19 protein-coding genes are annotated in these 22632 nt (G+C 66.5%); 11 read left to right on the top strand and 8 right to left on the bottom strand.

Going from position 1 to position 22632, the window contains the following annotated elements:
* Positions 1 to 13 precede the first annotated feature (13 nt).
* Positions 14 to 2092, top strand: a complete 2079-nt coding sequence (gene ligA / locus AC5IG3_RS08860; RefSeq protein ID WP_491905932.1) for an NAD-dependent DNA ligase LigA — start codon at positions 14 to 16, stop codon at positions 2090 to 2092.
* A 52-nt stretch (positions 2093 to 2144) separates the two neighbouring features.
* Here ligA and AC5IG3_RS08855 read toward each other — a convergent pair whose 3' ends face one another.
* The 8 genes from AC5IG3_RS08855 to fabI form a co-directional block, all read right to left on the bottom strand.
* On the bottom strand, positions 2145 to 3137 hold the full coding sequence (locus AC5IG3_RS08855; RefSeq protein WP_491905931.1) for a glucokinase: 993 nt from the start codon (positions 3135 to 3137) through the stop codon (positions 2145 to 2147).
* 156 nt (positions 3138 to 3293) lie between these two features.
* A complete protein-coding gene (locus AC5IG3_RS08850; protein ID WP_491905930.1) occupies positions 3294 to 4367 on the bottom strand; it encodes an ABC transporter ATP-binding protein in 1074 nt (357 codons plus the stop codon).
* Between the two features lie 2 nt (positions 4368 to 4369).
* On the bottom strand, positions 4370 to 5218 hold the full coding sequence (locus AC5IG3_RS08845) for a carbohydrate ABC transporter permease (protein WP_491905929.1): 849 nt from the start codon (positions 5216 to 5218) through the stop codon (positions 4370 to 4372).
* A gap of 18 nt (positions 5219 to 5236) precedes the next feature.
* Positions 5237 to 6124 carry a carbohydrate ABC transporter permease gene (locus AC5IG3_RS08840; protein ID WP_491905928.1) on the bottom strand — a complete coding sequence of 296 codons (888 nt, stop codon included), beginning with the start codon at positions 6122 to 6124 and terminating at the stop codon, positions 5237 to 5239.
* A gap of 121 nt (positions 6125 to 6245) precedes the next feature.
* Positions 6246 to 7511, bottom strand: a complete 1266-nt coding sequence (locus AC5IG3_RS08835) for an ABC transporter substrate-binding protein (RefSeq protein ID WP_491905927.1) — start codon at positions 7509 to 7511, stop codon at positions 6246 to 6248.
* A gap of 95 nt (positions 7512 to 7606) precedes the next feature.
* Positions 7607 to 9073 carry a sensor histidine kinase gene (locus AC5IG3_RS08830; RefSeq protein WP_491905926.1) on the bottom strand — a complete coding sequence of 489 codons (1467 nt, stop codon included), beginning with the start codon at positions 9071 to 9073 and terminating at the stop codon, positions 7607 to 7609.
* Between the two features lie 57 nt (positions 9074 to 9130).
* On the bottom strand, positions 9131 to 9841 hold the full coding sequence (locus AC5IG3_RS08825) for a response regulator (RefSeq protein ID WP_491905925.1): 711 nt from the start codon (positions 9839 to 9841) through the stop codon (positions 9131 to 9133).
* A 26-nt stretch (positions 9842 to 9867) separates the two neighbouring features.
* On the bottom strand, positions 9868 to 10659 hold the full coding sequence (gene fabI / locus AC5IG3_RS08820) for an enoyl-ACP reductase FabI (protein ID WP_491905924.1): 792 nt from the start codon (positions 10657 to 10659) through the stop codon (positions 9868 to 9870).
* 417 nt (positions 10660 to 11076) lie between these two features.
* On the opposite strand from fabI, the gene rimP reads away from it, so the two are divergent.
* The 10 genes from rimP to AC5IG3_RS08770 form a co-directional block, all read left to right on the top strand.
* Entirely contained in the window at positions 11077 to 11646 is a 570-nt protein-coding gene (gene rimP, locus AC5IG3_RS08815; protein ID WP_491905923.1) for a ribosome maturation factor RimP, read from the top strand.
* Positions 11643 to 13121 carry a transcription termination factor NusA gene (gene nusA, locus AC5IG3_RS08810; RefSeq protein ID WP_491905922.1) on the top strand — a complete coding sequence of 493 codons (1479 nt, stop codon included), beginning with the start codon at positions 11643 to 11645 and terminating at the stop codon, positions 13119 to 13121. The genes rimP and nusA overlap by 4 nt, the downstream gene beginning before the upstream one ends.
* 74 nt (positions 13122 to 13195) lie before the next feature.
* Complete coding sequence (infB, locus tag AC5IG3_RS08805; protein WP_491905921.1) at positions 13196 to 16108, top strand: translation initiation factor IF-2; 2913 nt, start codon at positions 13196 to 13198, stop codon at positions 16106 to 16108.
* Positions 16109 to 16245: 137 nt separating this feature from the next.
* Positions 16246 to 16614 carry a 30S ribosome-binding factor RbfA gene (gene rbfA, locus AC5IG3_RS08800; RefSeq protein ID WP_491905920.1) on the top strand — a complete coding sequence of 123 codons (369 nt, stop codon included), beginning with the start codon at positions 16246 to 16248 and terminating at the stop codon, positions 16612 to 16614.
* A 25-nt stretch (positions 16615 to 16639) separates the two neighbouring features.
* Complete coding sequence (gene truB, locus AC5IG3_RS08795) at positions 16640 to 17698, top strand: tRNA pseudouridine(55) synthase TruB (RefSeq protein ID WP_491905919.1); 1059 nt, start codon at positions 16640 to 16642, stop codon at positions 17696 to 17698.
* Positions 17695 to 19515, top strand: a complete 1821-nt coding sequence (typA, locus tag AC5IG3_RS08790; RefSeq protein WP_491905918.1) for a translational GTPase TypA — start codon at positions 17695 to 17697, stop codon at positions 19513 to 19515. Before truB ends, typA begins: the two co-directional genes overlap by 4 nt.
* A 17-nt stretch (positions 19516 to 19532) precedes the next feature.
* Positions 19533 to 20444 (top strand): DMT family transporter, encoded by a 912-nt coding sequence (locus AC5IG3_RS08785; protein ID WP_491905917.1) that lies wholly within the window; start codon positions 19533 to 19535, stop codon positions 20442 to 20444.
* Positions 20445 to 20538: 94 nt separating this feature from the next.
* On the top strand, positions 20539 to 20976 hold the full coding sequence (locus tag AC5IG3_RS08780; protein WP_491905916.1) for a hypothetical protein: 438 nt from the start codon (positions 20539 to 20541) through the stop codon (positions 20974 to 20976).
* Positions 20977 to 21140: 164 nt separating this feature from the next.
* On the top strand, positions 21141 to 22373 hold the full coding sequence (locus AC5IG3_RS08775; protein ID WP_491905915.1) for a hypothetical protein: 1233 nt from the start codon (positions 21141 to 21143) through the stop codon (positions 22371 to 22373).
* Positions 22374 to 22410: 37 nt separating this feature from the next.
* Positions 22411 to 22632 (top strand): hypothetical protein (locus AC5IG3_RS08770; protein WP_491905914.1); only part of this gene is annotated, 222 nt, incomplete at its 3' end.

Genomic DNA, 22632 nt, shown 5'->3' with positions numbered 1-22632 from the left:
CCTCTCTTCCCGCATGCCTGAAAACGACCTCTCCCTGGCGGCTGAGCGTGCCGCCGCGCTGCGTGCGCAACTGCAGCACCACGCGCATCTCTATTACGTGCTCGACGCCCCCCAGCTGCCTGACGCCGAGTACGACCGGCTGTTTGCCGAGTTGCAGGCCATCGAGGCCGCGCACCCTGAGCTGCGCACTGCCGACTCTCCCACCCAGCGCGTGCTGGGACAGGTGCTCGATGGTTTTGCGCCGGTGCGGCACGCTGTGCCCATGCTCAGCATCAAGACCGAAACCGACACCGAAGCCAGCGGCGCGGTCGCCTTTGACGGCCGGGTGCGGCGCGAACTGGAGCTGGAAGAAGGCGCCGAGCCGGTCGAATACGCCGCTGAGCTGAAGTTCGACGGCCTCGCCATCAACCTGCGCTACGAGGCCGGCGTGCTGGTGCAGGCCGCCACGCGCGGTGACGGTGAAACCGGCGAGGACGTGACGCAGAATATCCGCACCATCGGCCAGATTCCATTAAGGCTGACCGCCTGCGATGCGCCGGTGCTGGAAGTGCGTGGCGAGGTCTACATGCGCCGCGACGACTTCGAGGGGCTCAACGAACGCCAGCGCGAGCGCATCGCCCGGGGCGACAAGGGCGAGAAGACCTTCGTCAACCCGCGCAACGCCGCCGCCGGTGCGGTGCGTCAGCTCGATCCGGCGATTGCCGCACAACGGCCCTTGAGCTTCTTTGCCTACGGGCTGGGCGAGGTGGTGGGCTGGGACGTGCCAGCCACCCACGCCGGCCTGCTCGATGCGCTGCAGGCGCTCGGCCTGCCGGTGTGTGCCGAGCGTGCGGTGGTGCGGGGCGCGGACGGCCTGATCGCCTTTCACCAGCGCGTGGGCGCCTTGCGCGACAGCCTGCCGTTCGACATCGACGGCGTGGTCTACAAGGTCAACCGCCGCGACCTGCAGCAGCGGCTGGGCTTCGTGACGCGCGAGCCGCGCTGGGCGGTGGCCCACAAATACCCGGCGCAGGAGCAGATGACGCGCGTGCTGGGCATCGACATCCAGGTCGGCCGCACCGGCAAGCTCACGCCGGTGGCCAAGCTGGAGCCGGTGTTCGTGGGCGGCACGACGGTGAGCAACGCCACGCTGCACAACGAGGACGAGGCGCGCCGCAAGGACGTGCGCGTGGGCGACACCGTGATCGTGCGGCGGGCGGGCGATGTGATCCCCGAGGTGGTCGGCGTGGTGCTGGAGAAGCGCCAGGCTGACGTGAGTGAGCCTTTCGACCTTTACCAGCGCCTGGGCGGCCACTGCCCGGTGTGCCAGAGCACCATCACCCGCGAAGAAGGCGAGGTCGACTGGCGCTGCAGCGGCGGGCTGTTCTGCCCGGCGCAGCGCAAGCAGGCGATCCTGCACTTTGCCAGCCGCCGCATGATGGACGTCGAAGGTCTGGGTGACAAGCTGGTCGATCAGCTGGTCGATTCCGGCCTGATCCGCACGCTGCCCGAGCTGTACAAGCTGGGCCTGGCCAAGCTGATGGCGCTGGACCGCATGGGCGAAAAAAGCGCCTTGAACCTGGTGGCGTCGCTGGAGAAAAGCAAGCGCACGACGCTGGCGCGGTTTGTGTTTTCGCTCGGCATCCGCCACGTCGGTGAAGCCACGGCCAAGGAGATGGCCAGGCACTTCGGCTCGATCGACCGGCTGATGGACGCCAGCGTCGAGCAGTTGCTGGAAGTGCGTGACGTCGGCCCGGTGGTGGCGCAAAGCCTGCGCACCTTCTTCGATCAGCCGCACAACCGCGAGGTGGTCGAACAACTGCGCGCCGCCGGCATCCACTGGGACGAGCACGAAGGCGCTGCGGACGACACCGCACCCAAGCCGCTGGCCGGCAAGACGCTGGTGCTGACCGGCACGCTGCCCACGTTGGGGCGCGACCAGGCCAAGGACCTGATCGAGGCGGCCGGCGGCAAGGTCTCAGGCTCGGTGTCGAAGAAGACCCACTACGTCGTGGCGGGCGCCGAGGCCGGCAGCAAGCTGGCCAAGGCCCAGGAACTGGGCCTGACGGTGCTGGATGAGGCGGGATTGCTGGCGCTGCTGGCGCCGCAGTAGGCCGTACGTCCCGTCATTCCCGCCTGCGCGGGAATGACGGTAGTGGTGCGCGTTAGCTTTGTTCGAGCGCCCGCGCCGCGCCAAACAAGGCCGGCGACACGCTGGCGTCGATGATGAAGACCGGCATCGCGCCCAGGTAGGCGCCGAAGCGGCCCTTGGCTTCGAAACGTTCGCGGAAGGCCGAGCGGTCGAAGAAATCGCCCAGGCGCGGCACGATGCCGCCGCCGATGTAGACGCCGCCGTGCGAGCCGAGCGTCAGCGCCAGGTTGCCGGCGACGTTGCCCAGGAAGGCGCAGAAGTGCTGCACCGCTTCGACGCAGAGCGGGTCGGAGCCGTCGAGCGCGCGGCGGGTCACGTCGGCCGGGCTGAGCGCTTCCGGCTCCACCTGACTGACTTCGGCCACGGCCAGATAGAGGTTGACGAGGCCCATGCCCGACAACGCCCGTTCGGCCGAGACGTGGCCGTGGTGGCCGCGCATGGCCGCCAGCACGGCGGCTTCGCGGTCGTCGGCGGCCGCCAGCGTGACGTGGCCGCCTTCGCCGGCCAGCGCCAGCCAGCTGTTGCCGCTGTGCAGCAGGCCGGAGACGCCCAGGCCGGTGCCGGCGCCCAGCAGCGCGATCGGCGCGTGCGGGCGGGCTGCGCCGCCGCCCAGCTGGCGCAACTCGTGCGGCTGCAGGCTGGGCAGCGCGAGCGCCAGCGCGGTGAAGTCGTTGATCACCACCAGCCGCTTGAGGCCCAGCTCGGCCTGCAACGCCGAGATCGAGAAGGCCCAGTGGTGGTTGGTCATGCGCACTTCGTCGCCCGTGATCGGGTTGGCGATGCCGAAGGCCATCGAGCCGGGCTGGCCGAGATTGATGCGCGCCAGATACGCCCGCGCCGCGTCCGCCAGCGTGGCGTGGTCGGCGGTGGGCAGCGTGAGCACGTCGGTGATCAGCGGCTCCTCGCCTGCGGCCGGCGGGCTGGCGATCCAGCCGAAGCGGGCGTTGGTGCCGCCAATGTCGGCCACGAGTCGGGGATAGGGCGTAGGCGTAGCGGTTTGCATCATGGCGTGGGCGCAACTGTGAGTGGGCTGACGGGGGCGCGGCGCTCCGGAAACGAAAGCGCCGCGCATCCTAGCGCGGCGTGGGGGTATTGCGTCATGCAGCAGTTACAAGCGGCGAACCAGTCGCTGTTGCAACGTAACGGCTGCATCTGCGATACGTCAGTCCGGCAGGCGCGCCTCGGTCTGGGCGTTGAAGAGGTGCACGTCGTCGGTTGACCAGCTCAGGTGCACGGCCTGGCCCACCGCATGAGCCAGTTTGCCCGGCACGCGGGCGACGATCTCGCCAGCGGCGGTCTGGACCTTGACGTAGGTCTCGGGCCCGGTCGGCTCGACCATGCTGATGGTGCCGGCCAGGCCGGTGTCGCCAAAGGTGAGGGCTTCGGGGCGCAGGCCGTAGATCCACTGGCGCTGGCCGGTGGCCTGCGCCTGGGCACGGCGCGCATCGGCCAGCGGCAGGGCGAAGCCGCCAGCGCTCAGGCCTGCACCCGCACCACCGAGTTCGGCGTTCAGCATGTTCATGGCCGGCGAGCCGATGAACTCGGCGACGAACTTGGTTGCCGGCCGCGTGTAGATGTCATCCGGGCTGCCGAACTGCTGTACCACGCCGCCCTGCATCACCGCGATGCGGTCGCCCAGCGTCATGGCCTCGACCTGATCGTGCGTGACGTAGACGGTGGTGGTGCGCGTGACCTGGTGCAGGCGCTTGATCTCGGCGCGCATCTCGACGCGCAGCTTGGCGTCCAGGTTGGACAGCGGCTCGTCGAACAGGAACAGCAGCGGGTCACGTGCCAGGGCGCGGCCCATGGCGACGCGTTGGCGCTGGCCGCCCGACAGGGCGCCCGGCTTGCGGTCGAGCAGGTGCTCGATCTGCAGCATCTTGGAGACGCGCGCCACGGCCTTGTCACGCTCGGGCTTGGGCACCTTGCGCATTTCCAGGCCGAAGGCGATGTTCTGCGCCACGTTCATGTTCGGGTAGAGCGCGTAGCTCTGGAACACCATGGCGATGTCGCGGTCCTTGGGCAGCTCGTGGGTGACGTCGCGGTCGCCGATGTGGATGGTGCCGCTGGTGGGCGAATCGAGGCCGGCGATCATGCTCAGCAGCGTCGACTTGCCGCAGCCCGACGGGCCGACCAGGATGAGGAACTCACCCTTGTCGATCTCCAGGTCGATGCCCTTGAGGATGTTGGTTTCGCCGTAGCTCTTGCGAACGTTGCGGATGGAGAGTGCGCCCATGATTAACCCTTCACAGCGCCCGCGGTCAGGCCGCGGACGAAATACTTGCCAGCCAGCACGTAGACGGCGAGCGTCGGCAGTGCGGCAATCAGTGCAGCGGCCATGTCGACGTTGTATTCCTTGACGGAACTCGACGTGTTGGCCAGATTGTTCAGACCCACCGTGATGGGCTTGGATTCGGCGCCGGAGAACACCACGCCGAACAGGAAATCGTTCCAGATGTTGGTGAACTGCCAGATCACCGTGACGACCAGGATCGGCGTCGACAGCGGCAGCACGATGCGCCAGAAGATGCGGAAGAAGCCCGCGCCGTCCAGCATCGCCGCCTTGATCAGCTCATCAGGCAGGCTGAGGTAGTAGTTGCGGAAGAACAGCGTCGTGGACGCCAGGCCCATCAGCACGTGCACGCAGACCAGGCCCCAGATCGAGTCCGACAGCCCCACCCAGCCCAGTACCTGCGACATCGGCAGCAGCACCACCTGCAGCGGCATGAAGACGCCGAACAGCATCAGCGAGAACAGCAGCTCGCTGCCCTTGAAGCGCCACTTGGTCAGCACGTAGCCGTTGAGCGCGCCGAGCGTGGTCGAGATCGCCACGGCCGGCACGATCATGGTCAGCGAGTTGAAGAAGTAGGGCTTCAGGCCGCCGCAGTCCATGCCGGTGCACGCCGTGCCCCAGGCCTTGAACCACGAGGTGAAGTCGAGCGCCTGCGGCAGCGCCAGCAGGCTGCCGTTGCGGATCTCGCCCATGTCCTTGAGGGACGTGACCAGCATCACGTAGAAGGGCAGCAGGAAGAACGCTGCGAAGACGCCCAGCAGGCCGAAGAGAACAAAACGGTGGAAGGTTTTCATGGTGTGTTCGCTCCGCCCTTACTTGCGCTGCGAGCGCAGCTCGCTGTAGAGGTAGGGCACGACGATGGCCGCGACCGTCGCCAGCATGATGGTGGCCGAGGCGGCACCCAGGCCGATCTGGCCGCGGTTGAAGGCCATCGTGTACATGAAGGTGGCCGGCACGTCGGTGGCAAAGCCCGGGCCGCCCGCAGTCAGCGCCATCACCAGGTCGAAACTCTTGATGGCGATGTGGGCCAGCACCATCAGCGTGCTGAAGAACACCGGGCGCAGGCTCGGAATCACGATGCGCCAGTAGATGCGCGGCAGGCTGGCGCCGTCGATCTGGGCGGCCTTGATGATCGATTCATCAATGCCGCGCAGGCCGGCCAGGAACAACGCCATCACGAAGCCGGCGCTCTGCCAGACGCCCGCGATCACGACCGTGTAGATCGCCATGTCGGGGTCGACCAGCCAGTTGAAGGTGAAGTTCTCGAAGCCCCACTGGTGCATCAGGTGCTCGATGCCCAGGCCAGGGTTCATGATCCACTTCCACGAGGTGCCGGTGACGATGAAGCTCAGCGCCATCGGGTAGAGGTAGACGGTGCGCAGCACGCCTTCGGCGCGGATCTTCTGATCCAGCAGCACGGCCAGCAGCAGGCCCACGGCCATGGCGAAGAAGATGAAGAGGCTGGAGAAGATGGCCAGGTTCTTGAGCGCGACCCACCAGCGCTCGCTTTCCCAGAGGATCTGGTATTGCTCCAGGCCGACGAATTCGTAGTTGGGCAGCAGCCGTGAGGCGGAAACGGACAGGTAGCCGTTCCAGGCGATCAGGCCGTAGATGAAGAGGAAGGACAGGACGAAGCTGGGTGCGAGCACAAGGCGCGGCAGCCAGTGGTCCAGCCGCGCGCGGGCGGTGGGCTGAGTCATGGCGGGGACTCCGGTTCGGCGATCGGGCGGTGGTGATCGGGTGGGGCCGGCGGGGTTGCCGGCCATCAAGAAAAACGGGTCGCGCCCGGTTGGGGCGCGACCCGCTGGGCCGAAGCCGGTCTTACTTGGTCTTGGCAGCGGTGGCGACCTTGGCCATCGCGTCCTTGGCGCTCATCTTGTCGTCGTTCCAGAACTGGCTGACGGCGTCCTGGATCGCGCCTTGCGCAGCCGACGAAATCGCCATGCCGTGGGCGAACGACGGCACCAGGCCACCGGACTTGTTGGTCGAGACAAAGTCGTTGCTCGAGAGCTTGGCGCAGTCGTCGAACTTGGCCATGCTCATGTTCAGGCGAGCGGGGATCGAGCCCTTGTTCAGGTTGAAGGTCTCCTGGAACTCCGACGACATGACGGCCGAAGCGAGGTGCTTCTGCGCCAGAACCTTGTCATCGCCCTTGACCGTGAACATGGCAAAAGAGTCGATGTTGAAGGTGAAGGCCTTGGCCGTGCCCGGTGCAGCGGCGCACAGGAAGTCCTTGCCCGGTGCCTTGCCGGCGGCGACGAATTCGCCCTTGGCCCAGTCGCCCATCAGCTGCATGCCGGCTTCGCCCTTGATGACCATCGCGGTCGCCAGGTTCCAGTCACGGCCCGGAGCGTTCTTGTCGGTGTAGGTCTTGACCTTCTTGAAGGTGGTCAGGATTTTTTCCATCGTCGGGCTGGTCAGCGACTTCTGGTCGAGCTGCACGAAAGCCTTCTTGTAGAAGTCGGTACCGCCGACGCCGAGCGCCACGCTCTCGAAGGTGGTGAAGTCCTGCCACGACTGGCCGCCGTGGGCGACCGGGATGATGCCGGCGGCCTTGAGCTTGTCAGCGGCGACGAAGAACTCGTCCCAGTTGGTCGGCAGCTTGGCGCCGGCCTTCTTCAGGGCCTCGGGGTTGGCCCACAGCCAGTTGACGCGGTGCACGTTGACCGGCACGGCCACGTACTTGCCCTTGTACTTCATGACGTCGGAGACCACCGGCGGCAGCAGGCTGTCCCACTTCTCGGCCTTGGCGAGGTCGTCGATGTTGGCGAGCACGCCTTCCTTGGCCCATTCCTGGATCGAGGGGCCCTTGATCTGGGCTGCGGCCGGAGCATTGCCCGAGACCACGCGCGACTTCAGCACGGTCATGGCCGACTCGCCACCGCCGCCGGCCACAGCGAAGTCCTTCCAGGTGTCGCCCATCTTCTCGAGTTGGGCCTTGAGCGCCGCAGCCGACTTGGCCTCGCCACCAGAGGTCCAGTAGTGCAGCACTTCGACTTCGCCAGCCTGGCTCAGGCCGGCAAAGCTCACGGCAGCCGCAGCGGCCAGCAGGGTGCGCGCCAGGGCGCGGTGGGACGTAGTGTTCATTCTTGCTCCGTAGGTCGGGGCACTGCAATCGTGCCCCTGTGGTCTGGGTGGAGTCGTGCAGATGGCGCGAAGGCCTTCCGTTGACGGAACGAATATTAATGAATTGTTAAATAATTAAAACTAGGTGAAATCCCGAGGGTGATGCGCACCCGCAACCCGTGCGGCGTCAGGTCGTGCAGGGTGACCTGGCCGCGGTGGCGCTCGATGATTTCCTTGACGATCGCCAGCCCCAGCCCGCAGCCGCTGCCTTGCGTCGTGCCGCGAAAGAACCGGTCGAACACCTGTGCGTGCTGCGCGCCGGGAATGCCGGGACCGCTGTCGTCGACCTCGATCACGGCTTGATTACCGGGGGTCAGTACCCGCACCGTGACCTCGGCGCCCCGGCCGGCGTAGCGGATGGCGTTGTCGATCACGTTGGCCAGGGCCTCGCGGATCAGCAGTGCGTTGCCTTCGATCGGCACCGGACTGGCGTCGACCTCGCTGGCCTCGTCCAGCCCCAGGTCGATGCCGGCACTCAGCGCGCGCGGCACCAGCTCGGCGGTCAAGTCGTGCACCAGGCGGCGCAGGTCGAAGCGGCTGCGGCCGAGCGCGGCCACCGACTCGGGCTCGGCGCGGGCCAGCGTCAGCAGCTGGGTGACGAGGTGGGCGCTGCGGGTGGCGCTTTCGTGCACGCGTTCCAGCCGTGCGCGCAGTGCGGGGTCGCTGTTTTCCTTGAGCGCGAGTTCGGTCTGGCCTTTCAGGCCGGCCAGCGGCGTGCGCAGCTGGTGGGCTGCATCGCTGATGAAGCGGCGCTGCTGCACCACGCTGTCGTTGACGGTGGCGAGCAGGTGGTTGAGCGCGGCGGCCAGGTCACGGACCTCCTCGGGCGCGGACTGCAGCTCGATCGGTGCCAGGTCGTTGGCCGCCCGGCCACTGACGGCCTCGCGCAGGCGCGCCAGCGGCGCCAGTCCGGTGCGGATGCCGCTCCAGACCAGCAGCGACATGGCCAGCACCAGGCCCGACAGCGGCAGCACGGTGTCGGCCAGGATGCGCGGCGCCAGCGCTTCGCGGCTGACGCGGCTCTTGGCGACCTGCACCCGCAGCTTCTGCGGTCGTTCGGGCTCGCCCCAGTCGAGTTCGACGGCGGCCACGCGCACGGCGATGGCGCCCTTGTCGGTGTTCACCTGACCGTCGTAGAAGGCGGGTGCATCCTGCAGCAGCGCGATGTCATCGGGCGGCGGAGGCAGCTTGTGGTTGCCGAGGATGAAGGCGCCCGGCGGCGAGCTGACCATGTAATAGACCTGGTCGTCCGGGTCGGCTTCGATGATGTCCTTGGCCGCGCGCGGAAAGTCCACATACAACCCGCCGCCCACCGGCTTGACCTGGCGCGCGAGCGCGCGGGTTGACAGATACAGGCTGCGGTCATTGGCCAGGCTGGCGTAGCGCTCCGCGACGTTGTAGGTCACAGCCGCCGCGCCCAGCCACAGCACCAGTTGCGGCAGCAGCAGCCACACCAGCAGGTGACGGCGCAGCGAGCGGCTGCCGGGCGACACCACGGGCACGCGGTGCAGCAGGCGTTTCAACAGTCGGGAAGGCGCAGCGGTCATGGGCCGCGAGTGTGCCCATGTTTTCGGGGTGGGTCAGTCCTGGGTTTCGAGCAGGTAACCCAGGCCGCGCACGGTGCGGATGCCCACGCCCGAGCCTTCGAGCTTGCGGCGCAGGCGGTGGATGTAGACCTCCAGCGAGCTGGGGCCGCCGCTCTCGGACACGTCGGTCGACCACGCTTGCGCGATCTGTTCCTTGGTGATGACCTTGCGGCGCTGGCTCAGCAGCAGGTCGAGCAGCAGCCATTCGCGCGGCGACAGGTCGATCACCTGGCCGGCCACGGTGGCGCGGCGCGCATCACGGTCGAACTGCAGGTGCGCGACGGTGGTGGCGCCGTCGGCCTCGCCCCCGGCGTCAGGCACCGAGGTGCTGGCACCGCTGGCGGCTTGGCTGCGGCGCAGCACGGCGCGGATGCGCGCTTCGAGTTCGGGAAAGTCGAACGGCTTGGTCAGGTAGTCGTCTGCACCGGCATTGAGGCCGGCGACGCGGTTTTCCAGGCCGTCAAGCGCGGTCAGGATCAGCAGCGGCAGGCCGGGCTTGATCTTGCGCACCCGCTGCACCACGGTCAGCCCGTCGACCATCGGCAGGCCAAGGTCGATGATGCCGACCTCGAACGGGTGCTTGGTCAGCAGGTATTCGGCCACCGCGCCGTTGTCGGCCACCTCGACCTCGAAGCCGGCGGCCTGCAGATTGGCCGTCAGCGCATCCGCCAGGATCGGGTCGTCTTCGGCCAGCAGCGTGCGCATGTCGAGGGGCGGGTGGTCTTGTCAGATCAGCCGAGTTCGGTCAGACCGCTCATCACCTGGCTGAAGCCGGCGTCCACATAGGTGATCTCCGACGTCACGCCGGCAGCCAGGTCCGACATCATGAAGGCGGCGACGTTGCCGACATCATCGATCGTGACGTTGCGGCGCAGCGGCGCGTTCTGCTCGACCACATCAAGAATCTTGCCGAAGCCCTTGATGCCCGAAGCTGCCAGCGTCTTGATCGGACCGGCCGAAATGCCGTTGACCCGGATGCCCTTGGGGCCGAGGCTGGCCGCCGTGTAGCGCACGCTGGCTTCCAGCGACGCCTTGGCCAGGCCCATGGTGTTGTAGGCCGGCACGGTGCGCATCGAGCCCAGATAGGTCAGCGTCAGCAGCGCAGCGCGCTCACGCAGGTAGGGGCGTGCGGCCTTGGCCATGGCCGGGAAGCTGTAGGACGAGATGTCGTGCGCGATGCGGAAGGCTTCGCGGCTGAGGCCGTCGAGGAAATCGCCGGCAATCGCCTCGCGCGGAGCAAAACCGATCGAGTGGACGAAGCCGTCGAAACCCGTGGCCCAGTGTGCGTTCAGCTCGGTGAACAGGCGCTCGATCTGTGCGTCGTCACCGACGTCGCAATCAAAAATCAGTTCGGAGTCGAATTCGCGGGCGAAATCGCTGGTGCGCTCCTTGAAGCGCTCACCCACGTAGCTGAAAGCCAGCTCTGCGCCTTCACGGTGGCAGGCGCGTGCAATGCCATAGGCGATGGAACGGTTGGACAGAAGCCCGGTGATCAGAAGGCGTTTGCCAGCGAGAAAGCCCATGAGTTCTCCATACAAAATCGATATGGGATTGTGTCACGCCCGGCAAGCTCATTCGGGTCCGGGTTGCCCCCAGGTGCTGGCTCGGCTATCATCACGGTTTTGCAAGAAACGCTGAAACGTGCAAAACAGTGGCAAGCACCCACAAAGTGTTTGTCGATGGGCGGAAATATCCAGCCCATTTTTTTGCGCGCAGCCGGTTGCAGGCGTCAAGTTACAAAATGCTTGGCAAATGTGATTGGGTGGTGGCGCTGTTGGACAGGCAACTGTCGGGCGGGGTCAGATGATGCGGCAGCCGGCTGGCATGGGGCACAAGGCACTGCTTTGGTCCTGAATGCGGCTTCGGGCTGCCGTTGGTGTTTGTGCTGCCCGTCGGGTGGCGTCTTGAATGTGTTGAACACGGGACATTGGTTGATATAGATGAGTTGGCAGCAAGCCGTTGAAAAGACTGTGACTGGATTGGGCTATGAGCTCGTGGACTGCGAGCGCACTGGCGGAGGTCTGCTTCGTGTCTACATCGACCGCGTGCCGGGCCAGACCTATATCACCGGTGAGGCGGACTTCGTGCTCGTCGAAGACTGTGAGCAGGTCACGCGCCAGCTCCGGCACGTGCTGGAGGTGGAGGCCTTTGATTACGCCCGGCTCGAGGTGTCCTCGCCGGGGCTGGATCGGCCTCTCAAGCGCGTCGAGCACTTTGTCCGTTTTGCGGGCGAAGAGATCGACGTGACGCTCAAGCTGCCGTTCCAGGGCCGCAAGAATTATCGAGGCGTGTTGCGTTTGCTGGGTGATGTCGCCCCCGCAGCGGATGCGATCGATGCAGGTTTCGAGCTGGTCTTCACCGACGGCAAGGAAGACAAGGTGTTGGGTTTTGTGCTCGACGAGGTCCGCGAGGCGCGCCTGGTGCCCGTGGTGGACTTCAAGGGGCGCAAGCGCCGTGCGGCCCAGAAGTCGGATGACGGCGGCCAGGAATCCGGAGGTCACGAAGAATGAATCGCGAATTGTTGATGCTGGTGGATGCGATTTCGCGCGAGAAGAATGTCGATCGCGAAGTGGTGTTTGGCGCAGTGGAATTGGCTTTGGCGTCAGCCACCAAGAAGCTCTATGAAGGCGAAGTGGATATCCGCGTCGCCATCGACCGTGACACGGGCGTCTACGAGACTTTCCGTCGCTGGCACGTTGTGCCGGATGAAGCCGGCCTGCAACTGCCCGAAGCCGAGATCCTGCACTTCGAGGCCAAAGAGCAGATCGACGACATCGAGGTGGACGACTACCTTGAGGAATCGGTCGAATCCGTGCCCATCGGTCGCATTGGTGCGCAAGCAGCCAAGCAAGTCATCCTGCAGAAAATCCGTGACGCCGAGCGCGAGCAGCTGCTCAACGACTTCATGTCGCGCGGCGAGAAGATCTTCGTCGGCACGATCAAGCGTCTCGACAAGGGTGACCTGGTGGTCGAGAGCGGCCGCGTCGAAGGCCGCCTGCGTCGCAGCGAGCTGATCCCGAAGGAAAACCTCCGGACCGGCGACCGCGTGCGGGCGATGATCGTCGAGGTCGACCCCACGCTGCGCGGTCCGCAGATCGTGCTGTCGCGCTCGGCGCCGTCCTTCATGATCGAACTCTTCCGCCAGGAAGTGCCCGAGATCGAGCAGGGCCTGCTGGAGATCAAGAGCTGCGCGCGTGACGCCGGCTCCCGTGCCAAGATCGCCGTGCTGTCGCATGACCGCCGGGTCGATCCGATTGGCACCTGCGTCGGCGTGCGGGGTTCGCGCGTCAACGGCGTGACGACCGAGCTGGCTGGCGAGCGCGTCGACATCGTGCTGTGGTCGGAAGACCCGGCACAGTTCGTGATCGGTGCGCTGGCGCCGGCCAACGTGCAATCCATCGTTGTCGATGAAGAGAAACACGCCATGGACGTGGTGGTGGACGAGGAAAACCTCGCCATCGCCATCGGCCGAGGCGGCCAGAACGTGCGGCTCGCTTCCGAGCTGACCGGCTGGCGCATCAACATCATGAGCGCCGAGGAATCGGCGGTCAAACAGGCTCAGGAATCTGACGGCATCCGCAAGCTCTTCGTCGACAAGCTCGACGTCGACGTCGAGGTGGCCGACATCCTGATCGCCGAAGGTTTCACCAGTCTCGAAGAAGTGGCCTACGTGCCCATGTCGGAGTTGCTGGAGATCGAGTCCTTCGACGAAGAAACCATCCAGGAGTTGCGTACCCGTGCCAAGGATGTGCTCTTGACCATGGAGATCGTTCAGGAAGAGAAGGTCGACGAGGTATCGCAGGATCTGCGCGACCTCGAAGGCCTGACCCACGAACTGATCGCCAAGTTGGCTGACGGTGGCATTCATACCCGTGACGACCTGGCCGATCTGGCCGTCGACGAGTTGACCGAGATGACCCAGATGGACGAGGCTGCGGCCAAGGCCCTGATCATCAAGGCCCGCGAGCACTGGTTTACCGCCTGAGCCGCGACCTGAACGCCACCATAGACGCTCTAGCTAGACACCCTAGTGCACGCACGTCCCAAGGAATTTACGACATGGCTGTGACCACCGTTGCCCAGTTCGCCGCCGAGCTCAATCGCCCGGCCTCGGCACTGCTCGAGCAACTTCAACACGCGGGTGTGAGCAAGGCGTCTGTGGCAGACCCTCTCACCGACGCCGACAAGGAAAAGCTGCTGACTTTCCTGCGCATCTCGCATGGCGGTGACGCCGCAGATCGCAAGAAGATCACGCTGACCAAGAAGTCCACCAGCGAGATCAAGCAGGCTGATGCCTCCGGCAAGGCCCGCACGATCCAGGTGGAAGTGCGCAAGAAACGCACCTTCGTCCGCCGCGATGACGCGCCCGGTGCGCCTGCGCCGGATGAGGCTCAGCTCGCCGCCGAGGAAGCCGAACTGCAACGCCGCGAAGAAGCCGCCATGCAAGAGGCCGAAGCCCTGCGACAGCAAGAAGCTGAAGCCGCCGAGCGCCGCCGCGCTGCTGAAGAGCAGGAACGCGCCGACCGTGAAGCACGTGAACGCGCCCAGCGTGAAGCTGCTGCCGCCCGTGCCGCGGCCGAAGTGGCCGCGCGCGTGGCCGCTGAACAGGCTGCTGTTGCTGCTGATGCTGCCAAGAAGGCCAAGACCACGGCTTCGGCTGCCAAGTCGAGTGCCCGTGCTGCGGCTGCTGCACCCCCGCCGCCGCCCGCGCCTGCTGCCAAGACCGCAGCGCCCTCGGGCATCCGCGTGGTGAAGGCGGCTGACATCGTCGCCGGTGAAGCACAGAAGCAAGTCGATCTGGAGCGTCGCCGCAAGGCCGCCGAGGCCGAAGCTGCTGCGATTCGCGCCATGATGGCCGCGCCCAAGAAGGTCATGGTGGCCAAGAAGCCCGAAGAACCCAAGCCGGCTGAAGCCGCTGTGGGCAAGGACGGCATCAAGGGCACCATCCACAAGCCCAAGGGCGCTCCAGGCGCGGCACCTGCCGCCGCCGCTGGTGCGGCCAAGCCGGGCGACAAGAAATCAGTCAAGTCCGAGAAGCTGTCGTCGAGCTGGGCGGATGACGCCAAGAAGCGCGCTGCAGCTACGCCGGCCAACAAGGGCCGTGCGCCGGACAACCGCGGTGGTGCCTGGCGTGGTGCGCCGGCCGGCCGGGGTGGCCGCCGTGGCGACCAGCGCAACGACAACGCGAACAACTTTGCGTCGGCCGTCGATGCGCAGGTGCATGAGGTTCACGTGCCCGAGACCATCTCGGTGGCCGATCTGGCCCACAAGATGTCGGTCAAGGCCTCCGAGGTCATCAAGCAGCTGATGCGTCTGGGCCAGATGGTCACGATCAACCAGCAGCTCGACCAAGAGACGGCCATGATCCTGGTCGAGGAAATGGGCCACAAGGCCTTTGCCGCCAAGCTCGACGATCCGGATGCCTTCCTTGAGGAAGAAAACCTGGCTGCCGCAGGCGCTTCGCTGCCGCGTCCGCCGGTGGTCACCGTCATGGGTCACGTCGACCACGGCAAGACCTCGCTGCTGGACTACATCCGCACCACCCGCGTGGCGGCGGGCGAAGCCGGCGGCATCACGCAGCACATCGGCGCCTATCATGTCGAGACCGAACGTGGCGTGATCACCTTCCTCGACACCCCGGGTCACGAGGCCTTCACGGCCATGCGAGCACGCGGTGCCAAGGCCACCGACATCGTCATCCTGGTGGTGGCTGCTGACGACGGCGTCATGCCGCAGACCAAGGAAGCCATTCACCATGCCAAGGCGGCGGGCGTGCCCATCGTCGTGGCGATCAACAAGATCGACAAGCCGGGCGCCAACCTGGAGCGCGTGCGCAGCGAACTGGTCGCTGAAGGCGTCGTGCCGGAAGAGTTCGGCGGCGAGTCGCCGTTCTGCCAGGTGTCGGCCAAGACCGGCGCAGGCATCGACGCGTTGCTGGAGCAACTGCTGCTGCAAGCCGAAGTGCTCGAGTTGAACGCACCGCAGGAAGCGCTAGCCAAGGGTCTCGTGATCGAAGCCCGCCTCGACAAGGGCCGCGGCCCGGTCGCGACGGTGCTGGTGCAGTCGGGCACGCTCAAGCGTGGCGACATCGTGCTGGCAGGTCAGAGCTATGGCCGCGTGCGCGCCATGCTTGACGAGAACGGCAAGTCGGCCACCGAAGCCGGTCCTTCGATTCCGGTCGAAATCCAGGGCCTGACCGAAGTGCCGGCTGCAGGCGACGAGTTCATGGTCCTGTCCGACGAGCGTCGGGCGCGTGAAATCGCCACCTTCCGCCAAGGCAAGTACCGCGAAGTCAACCTGAACAAGCGTCAGGCCGCCAAGCTCGAGAACATGTTCGAGAACATGGGCCAGGGCGCAGCGCAGACGCTGGCACTGATCATCAAGGCCGACGTGCAAGGCTCGCAGGAGGCCCTGGCCACCTCGCTGCTCAAGCTGTCGACCGAAGAGGTCAAGGTCCAGATCGTCCACGCGGCCGTGGGTGGCATCAGCGAGTCCGACGTCAACCTGGCGCTGGCCTCGAAGGCCGTCATCATCGGCTTCAACGTCCGGGCCGACGCTCTGGCGCGCAAGCTGGCCGATGGCAACGGGGTCGACCTGCGCTACTACAACATCATTTACGACGCGGTCGACGAGATCAAGTCGGCGATGTCGGGCATGCTGGCGCCGGAGCAGCGCGAAGAGATCCTCGGTACCGCCGAGATCCGCACGGTGTTCGTGGCAACCAAGATCGGCACGATTGCCGGCTCGATGGTCACCTCGGGCCTGGTGCGTCGCAACTGCAAGTTCCGCCTGCTGCGCCAGAACATCGTCATCTACACCGGCGAAGTCGATTCGATCCGCCGCTTGAAGGACGATGTGAAGGAAGTCAAGGAAGGCTTCGAGTGCGGTATCAAGCTCAAGAACTACACCGACATTGCTGAGAACGATCAGCTGGAGTTCTTCGAGATCAAGGAAGTGGCCCGGACATTGTGAGCCCCCACGCTCCCGCTGGTCGCTGCCCCCCGCGGGGGCTCATGCAGTGGACCGGCAGAGCCGGATCCGCGCATGCGGCTTGATCAATGCGCTTCAAAAGCCCCGCTTCGGCGGGGCTCCTCGTTTGAAGGAATGCGATGCGACACAAGAAATCATCGACCCCCAACCGCAGCTACCGCGTCGCGGACCAGATCCAGCGCGACGTGGCTGAGCTGATCCGCGACCTCAAGGATCCGCGCATCGGCATGGTCACGATCAATTCGGTCGAGGTCACGCCCGACTACGCCCACGCGCAGGTCTATTTCTCGCTGCTGATCGGTGACTACACCGAGACGCAGGCGGCGCTCAACGAGGCGGCCGGCTTCATCCGCAACGGCCTGTTCAAGCGCCTGCAGATCCACACCGTGCCGACGCTGCATTTCCACTTCGACCGCACCACCGAGCGTGCTGCCGACCTGAGCGCCTTGATCACCAAGGCCAACTCGACCCGCGCGCTCGAAGACTGATACGCCCCGACGCATCCGCCAAGCCATGAGCCTGATGACCGACACGCCCGACGCCGACCGCGCCGCCTCTGCGGCCGCGGTGGACGTGCGCGCGCCGGCGTCAAGCCGGGCCAAGGCTGACAAGCCGCTGCGCCCGCGCGTGCAGCGCCGGCCGGTGCACGGCGTGCTGCTGCTCGACAAGCCGCTGGGCTGGACCAGCAACGACGCGCTGCAGAAGGCCAAGGGCATCCTGCGCGCCGAGAAGGCCGGCCACACCGGCACGCTCGACCCGCTCGCCACCGGCCTGCTGCCGCTGTGCTTTGGCGCGGCAACCAAGTTCTCGCAGGTCAGCCTCGACTCTGACAAGACCTATCTCGCCACGCTGCAACTCGGCCAGACCCGCGTGGGCGGCGACCGCGAAGGCGAAGTTCTGGAAGAGCGCCCGGTGCAGTGCGATCGCGCCGCCATCGAGGCCGCGTGCGCCCGCTTCCTGGGTGCGATCGAGCAGATGCCGCCGATGCACTCGGCCCTCAAGCACCAGGGCAAGGCGCTTTACGAATATGCGCGTGCCGGCGTCGAAATCGAACGCCCGACACGCCGGATCACGATTCATCGTCTCGACATCATCGACTGGCAGGCTCACGCCCCGGAATGCCTGGTGATCGAGGTGTGCAGCAGCAAGGGCACCTACATCCGCAGCCTGGCCGAGGACATCGGCCGCGCACTCGGGTGTGGTGCGCACTTGGCGGCCTTGCGCCGCATTGCCAGTGGTCCTTTGAACGTGGTCTCGGCCGTCACGCTCGAAGCCCTGCAGGCCATGAGCGAGGCCGAGCGCGATGCGCTGCTGGCCTCGCCCGACCGCCTTCTGGCGGAATGGCCGCGCGTCGAGCTGGGTGCCGAGGACGCCAGCCGATTTCTCTGTGGCATGCGCCGCCGCATCGATTTACCCGATGCAGCGGACGTGCGTGTCTACGGTCCCGACGGGTCTGCCTTTCTGGGCAGTGCCCACATCACCGCCGGCGAGCTGATCGCCGACCGGCTCCTGAGTCCCTTAGAAGTTCAGGCACTGCTGCCCGTTGCAGCGCTGCCGACCCCCAACCCATGACCAAGCAAATCCGCAACATCGCCATCATCGCCCACGTCGACCATGGCAAGACCACGATGGTCGACCAGCTCCTGCGCCAGAGCGGCACCTTCGCCGAGCACGAGAAGGTCGTCGACACCGTGATGGACAGCAACGCCATCGAACGTGAGCGTGGCATCACCATCCTGGCCAAGAACTGCGCGGTCAGCTGGGAAGGCACGCACATCAACATCGTCGACACCCCCGGACACGCCGACTTCGGCGGTGAAGTCGAGCGCGCACTGTCGATGGTCGACGGCGTGGTGCTGCTGATCGACGCCCAGGAAGGCCCGATGCCGCAGACCCGCTTCGTGACCAAGAAGGCGCTCGCCCTGGGTCTGAAGCCGATCGTGGTGGTCAACAAGGTCGACAAGCCCGGCGCCAAGCCCGACTTCGTCGTCAACGCTGCCTTCGACCTGTTTGACAAGCTCGGCGCGACCGACGAGCAGCTCGACTTCCCCGTGGTCTACGCCTCGGGCATCAACGGCTGGACCTCGCTCGAAGAGGGTGCGCCCGGCGAGCAGTGGGGCCCCGACATGTCGGCCCTGTTCAACACCGTGCTCAAGCACGTGCCGGCGCAAAGTGGTGATGCCACCGCCCCTCTGCAGCTGCAGGTCTCGGCGCTGGACTACTCGACCTTCGTCGGCCGCATCGGCGTGGGCCGCATCAGCCAGGGCACCATCAAGCCCGGCATGAACGTGGCGGTGATGGAAGGCACGGATGGCAAGACCATCACCGGCCGCATCAACCAGGTGCTGACCTTCCAGGGCCTGGACCGTGTGCAGGTGACCGAAGCCGGCCCGGGCGACATCGTGCTGATCAACGGCATCGAATCGCTGGGCATCGGCGTGACCGTGACCGACCCGGTCAACCCGCAGCCGCTGCCGATGCTCAAGGTCGACGAGCCGACGCTGACGATGAACTTCTGCGTCAACACCAGCCCGCTGGCCGGTCGCGAAGGCAAGTACGTCACCAGCCGCCAGATCTGGGACCGCCTGCAGAAGGAACTGCAATCGAACGTGGCGCTGCGCGTCTCGGAAACCAGCGAAGACGGCATCTTCGAAGTGATGGGCCGCGGTGAATTGCACCTGACCATCCTGATCGAGAACATGCGCCGCGAAGGCTACGAGCTGGCCGTGTCGAAGCCGCGCGTGGTGTTCCAGGACATCAACGGCGAGAAGTGCGAGCCGATCGAGCTGGTCACCGCCGACGTCGAGGAAACCCACCAGGGTGGCGTGATGCAAGCCCTGGGCGAGCGCAAGGGCGAACTGGTCAACATGGAGCCGGACGGCCGTGGCCGCGTGCGTCTTGAGTACCGTATTCCGGCGCGTGGCCTGATCGGCTTCGCCAACGAGTTCATGAACCTGACGCGCGGTTCGGGCCTGATCAGCAACATCTTCGACGGCTACGAGCCGCACAAGGGCGAGATCGCCGGTCGCAAGAACGGCGTGCTGATCTCGATGGATGCGGGTGAAATCTTCACCTACGCGCTGGGCAAGCTCGATGACCGCGGCCGCATGTTCGTCAAGCCGAACGACCCGGTGTACGAAGGCATGATCGTCGGCATCCACAGCCGCGACAACGACCTGATCGTCAACGCCACCCGCACCAAGCAGCTGACCAACTTCCGCGTCAGCGGCAAGGAAGACGCGATCAAGGTGACGCCGCCGATCGATCTGACGCTGGAATACGGCGTCGAGTTCATCGACGACGACGAGCTGGTCGAGATCACGCCCAAGTCGGTTCGCCTGCGCAAGCGTTTCCTGACGGAAAACGAGCGCAAGCGCAACGGCCGCTAAAAAACGCCATGCCGGTCATGACCCACCGCCGCGGGCTGCTGCTGATGCTGGCAGTCACGCTGCTGTGGAGCATCGCCGGCGTGGTGTCGCGCCACCTGCAGGCGGCGCAGTCGTTCGAGGTCACCTTCTGGCGCAGCGCCGCCTGCGCGGTGGCCCTGGGCGCGATTCTTTGCTGGCAGCGCGGCAGTCCGCGCGTGCTGTGGCGGGCCCTCCGGGAGGGGGGCGCGCTGATGTGGTGGTCCGGCCTGTGCTGGGCAGTCATGTTCACCGCCTTCATGATGGCGCTGACGCTCACCACCGTCGCCAACGTGCTGATCACGATGGCGCTCGGGCCGATGTTCACTGCGCTCATCACCCGTTTCCTGCTCGGTCAGCACCTGCCGCGCCGCACCTGGGCCGCCATTTCGCTGGCTGGGGTCGGCATTGCCTGGATGTTCGGCTCGCAGCTGAGCGGCGAGGGCGCGCCGCTGGTCGGCTCGCTCGTGGCGCTGACGGTGCCCATCGGCGGCGCCGTGATGTGGGCGCTGGCCCACCACAACGCGCATCAGCACGCCGACGACCGCGCCGACATGGCGCCGGCCGTGCTGATCGGCGCGGTGATTTCTGCGGTCCTGACGCTGCCGCTGGCCTGGCCTTTTGCCGCTACGCCGCGTGATATCGGCCTGCTGTCGATGCTGGGCGCCGTGCAGCTGGCCATTCCGTGCCTGCTGGCGGTGGCCGTCGGCCAGGTGCTCAAGGCGCCGGAGGCCGCGCTGCTCGGCCTGCTCGAAATCCTGTTCGGCGTGACCTGGACCTGGCTCGGCTCCGACGAGTCGCCCACGCCCGCCGTGCTGGGCGGCGGCGCCCTGGTGCTGGGCGCGCTGGCGGGCAACGAGTTGCTCGCCCTGTTCGGCACGCATCGCCGGGCTGCGGCGCTGACGGCGGGCTGATTTTTCGCGTCGATCTCTCAAGTTCCGGCCGTTCCGGCCGAAAACTCCAGTGCGCTCAAGGTATCTCCCTTGACCGTTTTCGAAGAGAGACAGCATGAACAGACACCTCACTTTCCTGAACCCGCGCACCTACAGCAGCACCGACATCCGCATCGGCATCGACCACCTGCAGATGCTGGCCGGTCTGATGGCGGTCGGCCTGCAGTTCTACAGCCTGATGAGCGGCGAGCCGCTGCCTCAGCTCTGGGTGCTGGGCCTGATCGTGGCCGCGCACCTGCGCGCCTGGCGCCATGCCTGGACGATGCCGATGATCGGCTCGTTCATCGTCGCGCTGATGTCGCTGGGCATGTCGCTGCTCATCAGCGGCCTGGTCATCAACAAGATGGTGGCGCAGCATTACCGCGATGCGGGCTGGAAGGTGCGTAACAAGGACGGCGGCATCGGCGAATACTCGTCGCGCTTTCTGGCCATGAACGAACTTGGCTTCAATGACGACGACATGACCCAGTCGTCGGCGCTGCACCCGCGCTGATTCAGCTGCTCTCACCTGCTCATTCGTGAGTACCCGAACCCGTCACCGCGCCTGAGCAGGCCGGCCCGGGCATCCCCGATTTCGCAATGGCGCCGCGCGCATCGCCGGCCTAGAGTCAGTCCATCGTTTCATGGTGCCCCGTCGGGTGCCACAAGGAGCAGACGATGGACCAAGCTGCGACGAGGGATGCGCTGGACGAATCGGCCTTCGATGAGGATGCCCTCGGCGCCGATGAATTTGCGGGCGAGGGCTTCGAAGAAGGCTTCGATGGTGACGGCTTCGACGCCAGTGCCGATGCCGACTCGCTCGACGAAGACGGCTTCGACGGCGACAGCTTCGAGGGCGATGGTTTCCAGGCTGACGCGGCAGAGGCCGGTGACGGCTTCGACGGCGAACTCTGGCAGGCCTTCGAGGCCGATGTGGCCGATGCGCTGGACGCCGGCGATGAGGACGAATTCCTCGGCCGGCTGATCGGTGGCCTCTCCAGCGCGGCACGGGTGGCCGGCCGTGTGCTCGGCCCCGCCGCACGCGTGGCCCGGCAGGTGCAGCCGGTGGCCCGGGCGGTCGGTCAGGCTGCGTCGGGCGTCGGGCAGGTCAGCAATGCTGCGGCGCGTATGGCGCAGATGCTGGGTTCGCAGCAATGGGCGCAACGCCTGGGCACGGCCGGCCGCATTGCGGGTGGCGTCGGGCAGGCGGCGCAGCGGGTCGGGCAGGTCGCAGGCGGCCTGCAATCGGCCAACCAGTGGGCGCAGAACCTGGGGGCTGCCGGTGCAGGTGGCCAGCCCGGCGCCGGCATCATGGGCTTGCTGGGCCAGTTGATGGGGCAGGGCTTCGACGAGTTCGATGCCTTCGACCAGCTGGCCGATCTCTACGAATACGACGGCGTTGACGAGGCCTTGCCGGCCATCGTCGGCCTGGCCGCGCGCGGACTGGCGCGCGGGCTGGGCCAGCGCAGCGTGGCTGGCTTGGGCCAGGCCGCCCGCCAAGCGCTGGTGCGGGGCGTGGCCACCGCCGCGCGCACGCTGGTGGGCCGCCATGGCCCGCAGGGCGCCCGCGCCTTGGGCCGCATGGCTGCGCGGGCCGGACAGACCGCCCGCCGCACCGCGCGCGGGCCGCGTCAGGCGGCGCAGCGCGTGGTGACGGGTCTGCCGCGCGCGGCGCGTCAGGTCGCCGCACAGGCGCCGGTGGTGCGCCGGCTGGCCACGCCGATGGGCCGGGGCGTGGCGCCCCCGCTGGGCACGGCGGGTCCGCTCCCTTCTGCCGTCCGCCGAGGCGGCCCGGCGCCCTGCGCCCGCTGTGCGGCTGCGCGCCTGCAGCTCCCGTCCTCATCCGCCCCTGGTGCCACCCGCGTGATGCGGTTCCGTGGCCCGGTCGAGGTCGTGATCCGTCAACGCTGAACCGGCCGCCCTGGCCCTGCAACCGAGGAGTTCCGACATGGACAGCTTCGCCAATGACTTGATGAGCGACCTGATGGCCGAAGGCCCGGCGTCGCGTTCTTCCGCTGACGCCTACGACAACGAAGGCTTCGATGACGGCTTCGACGACAGCCAGGGCGATGGCTACGACGAGGACGCCTTCCTGGGCAGCCTGGTCGGCAACATCGGCCGGGCGGTCGGCGGCCTGATGGGCGGCGGCGCAGGCTTTGACGAGGGCTTC

Origin of the sequence: Leptothrix sp. (in: b-proteobacteria) (assembly GCF_965250675.1) — a bacterium.
GTDB lineage: Bacteria > Pseudomonadota > Gammaproteobacteria > Burkholderiales > Burkholderiaceae_C > Sphaerotilus.
This window is presented reverse-complemented; position numbering and strand designations above follow the sequence as displayed.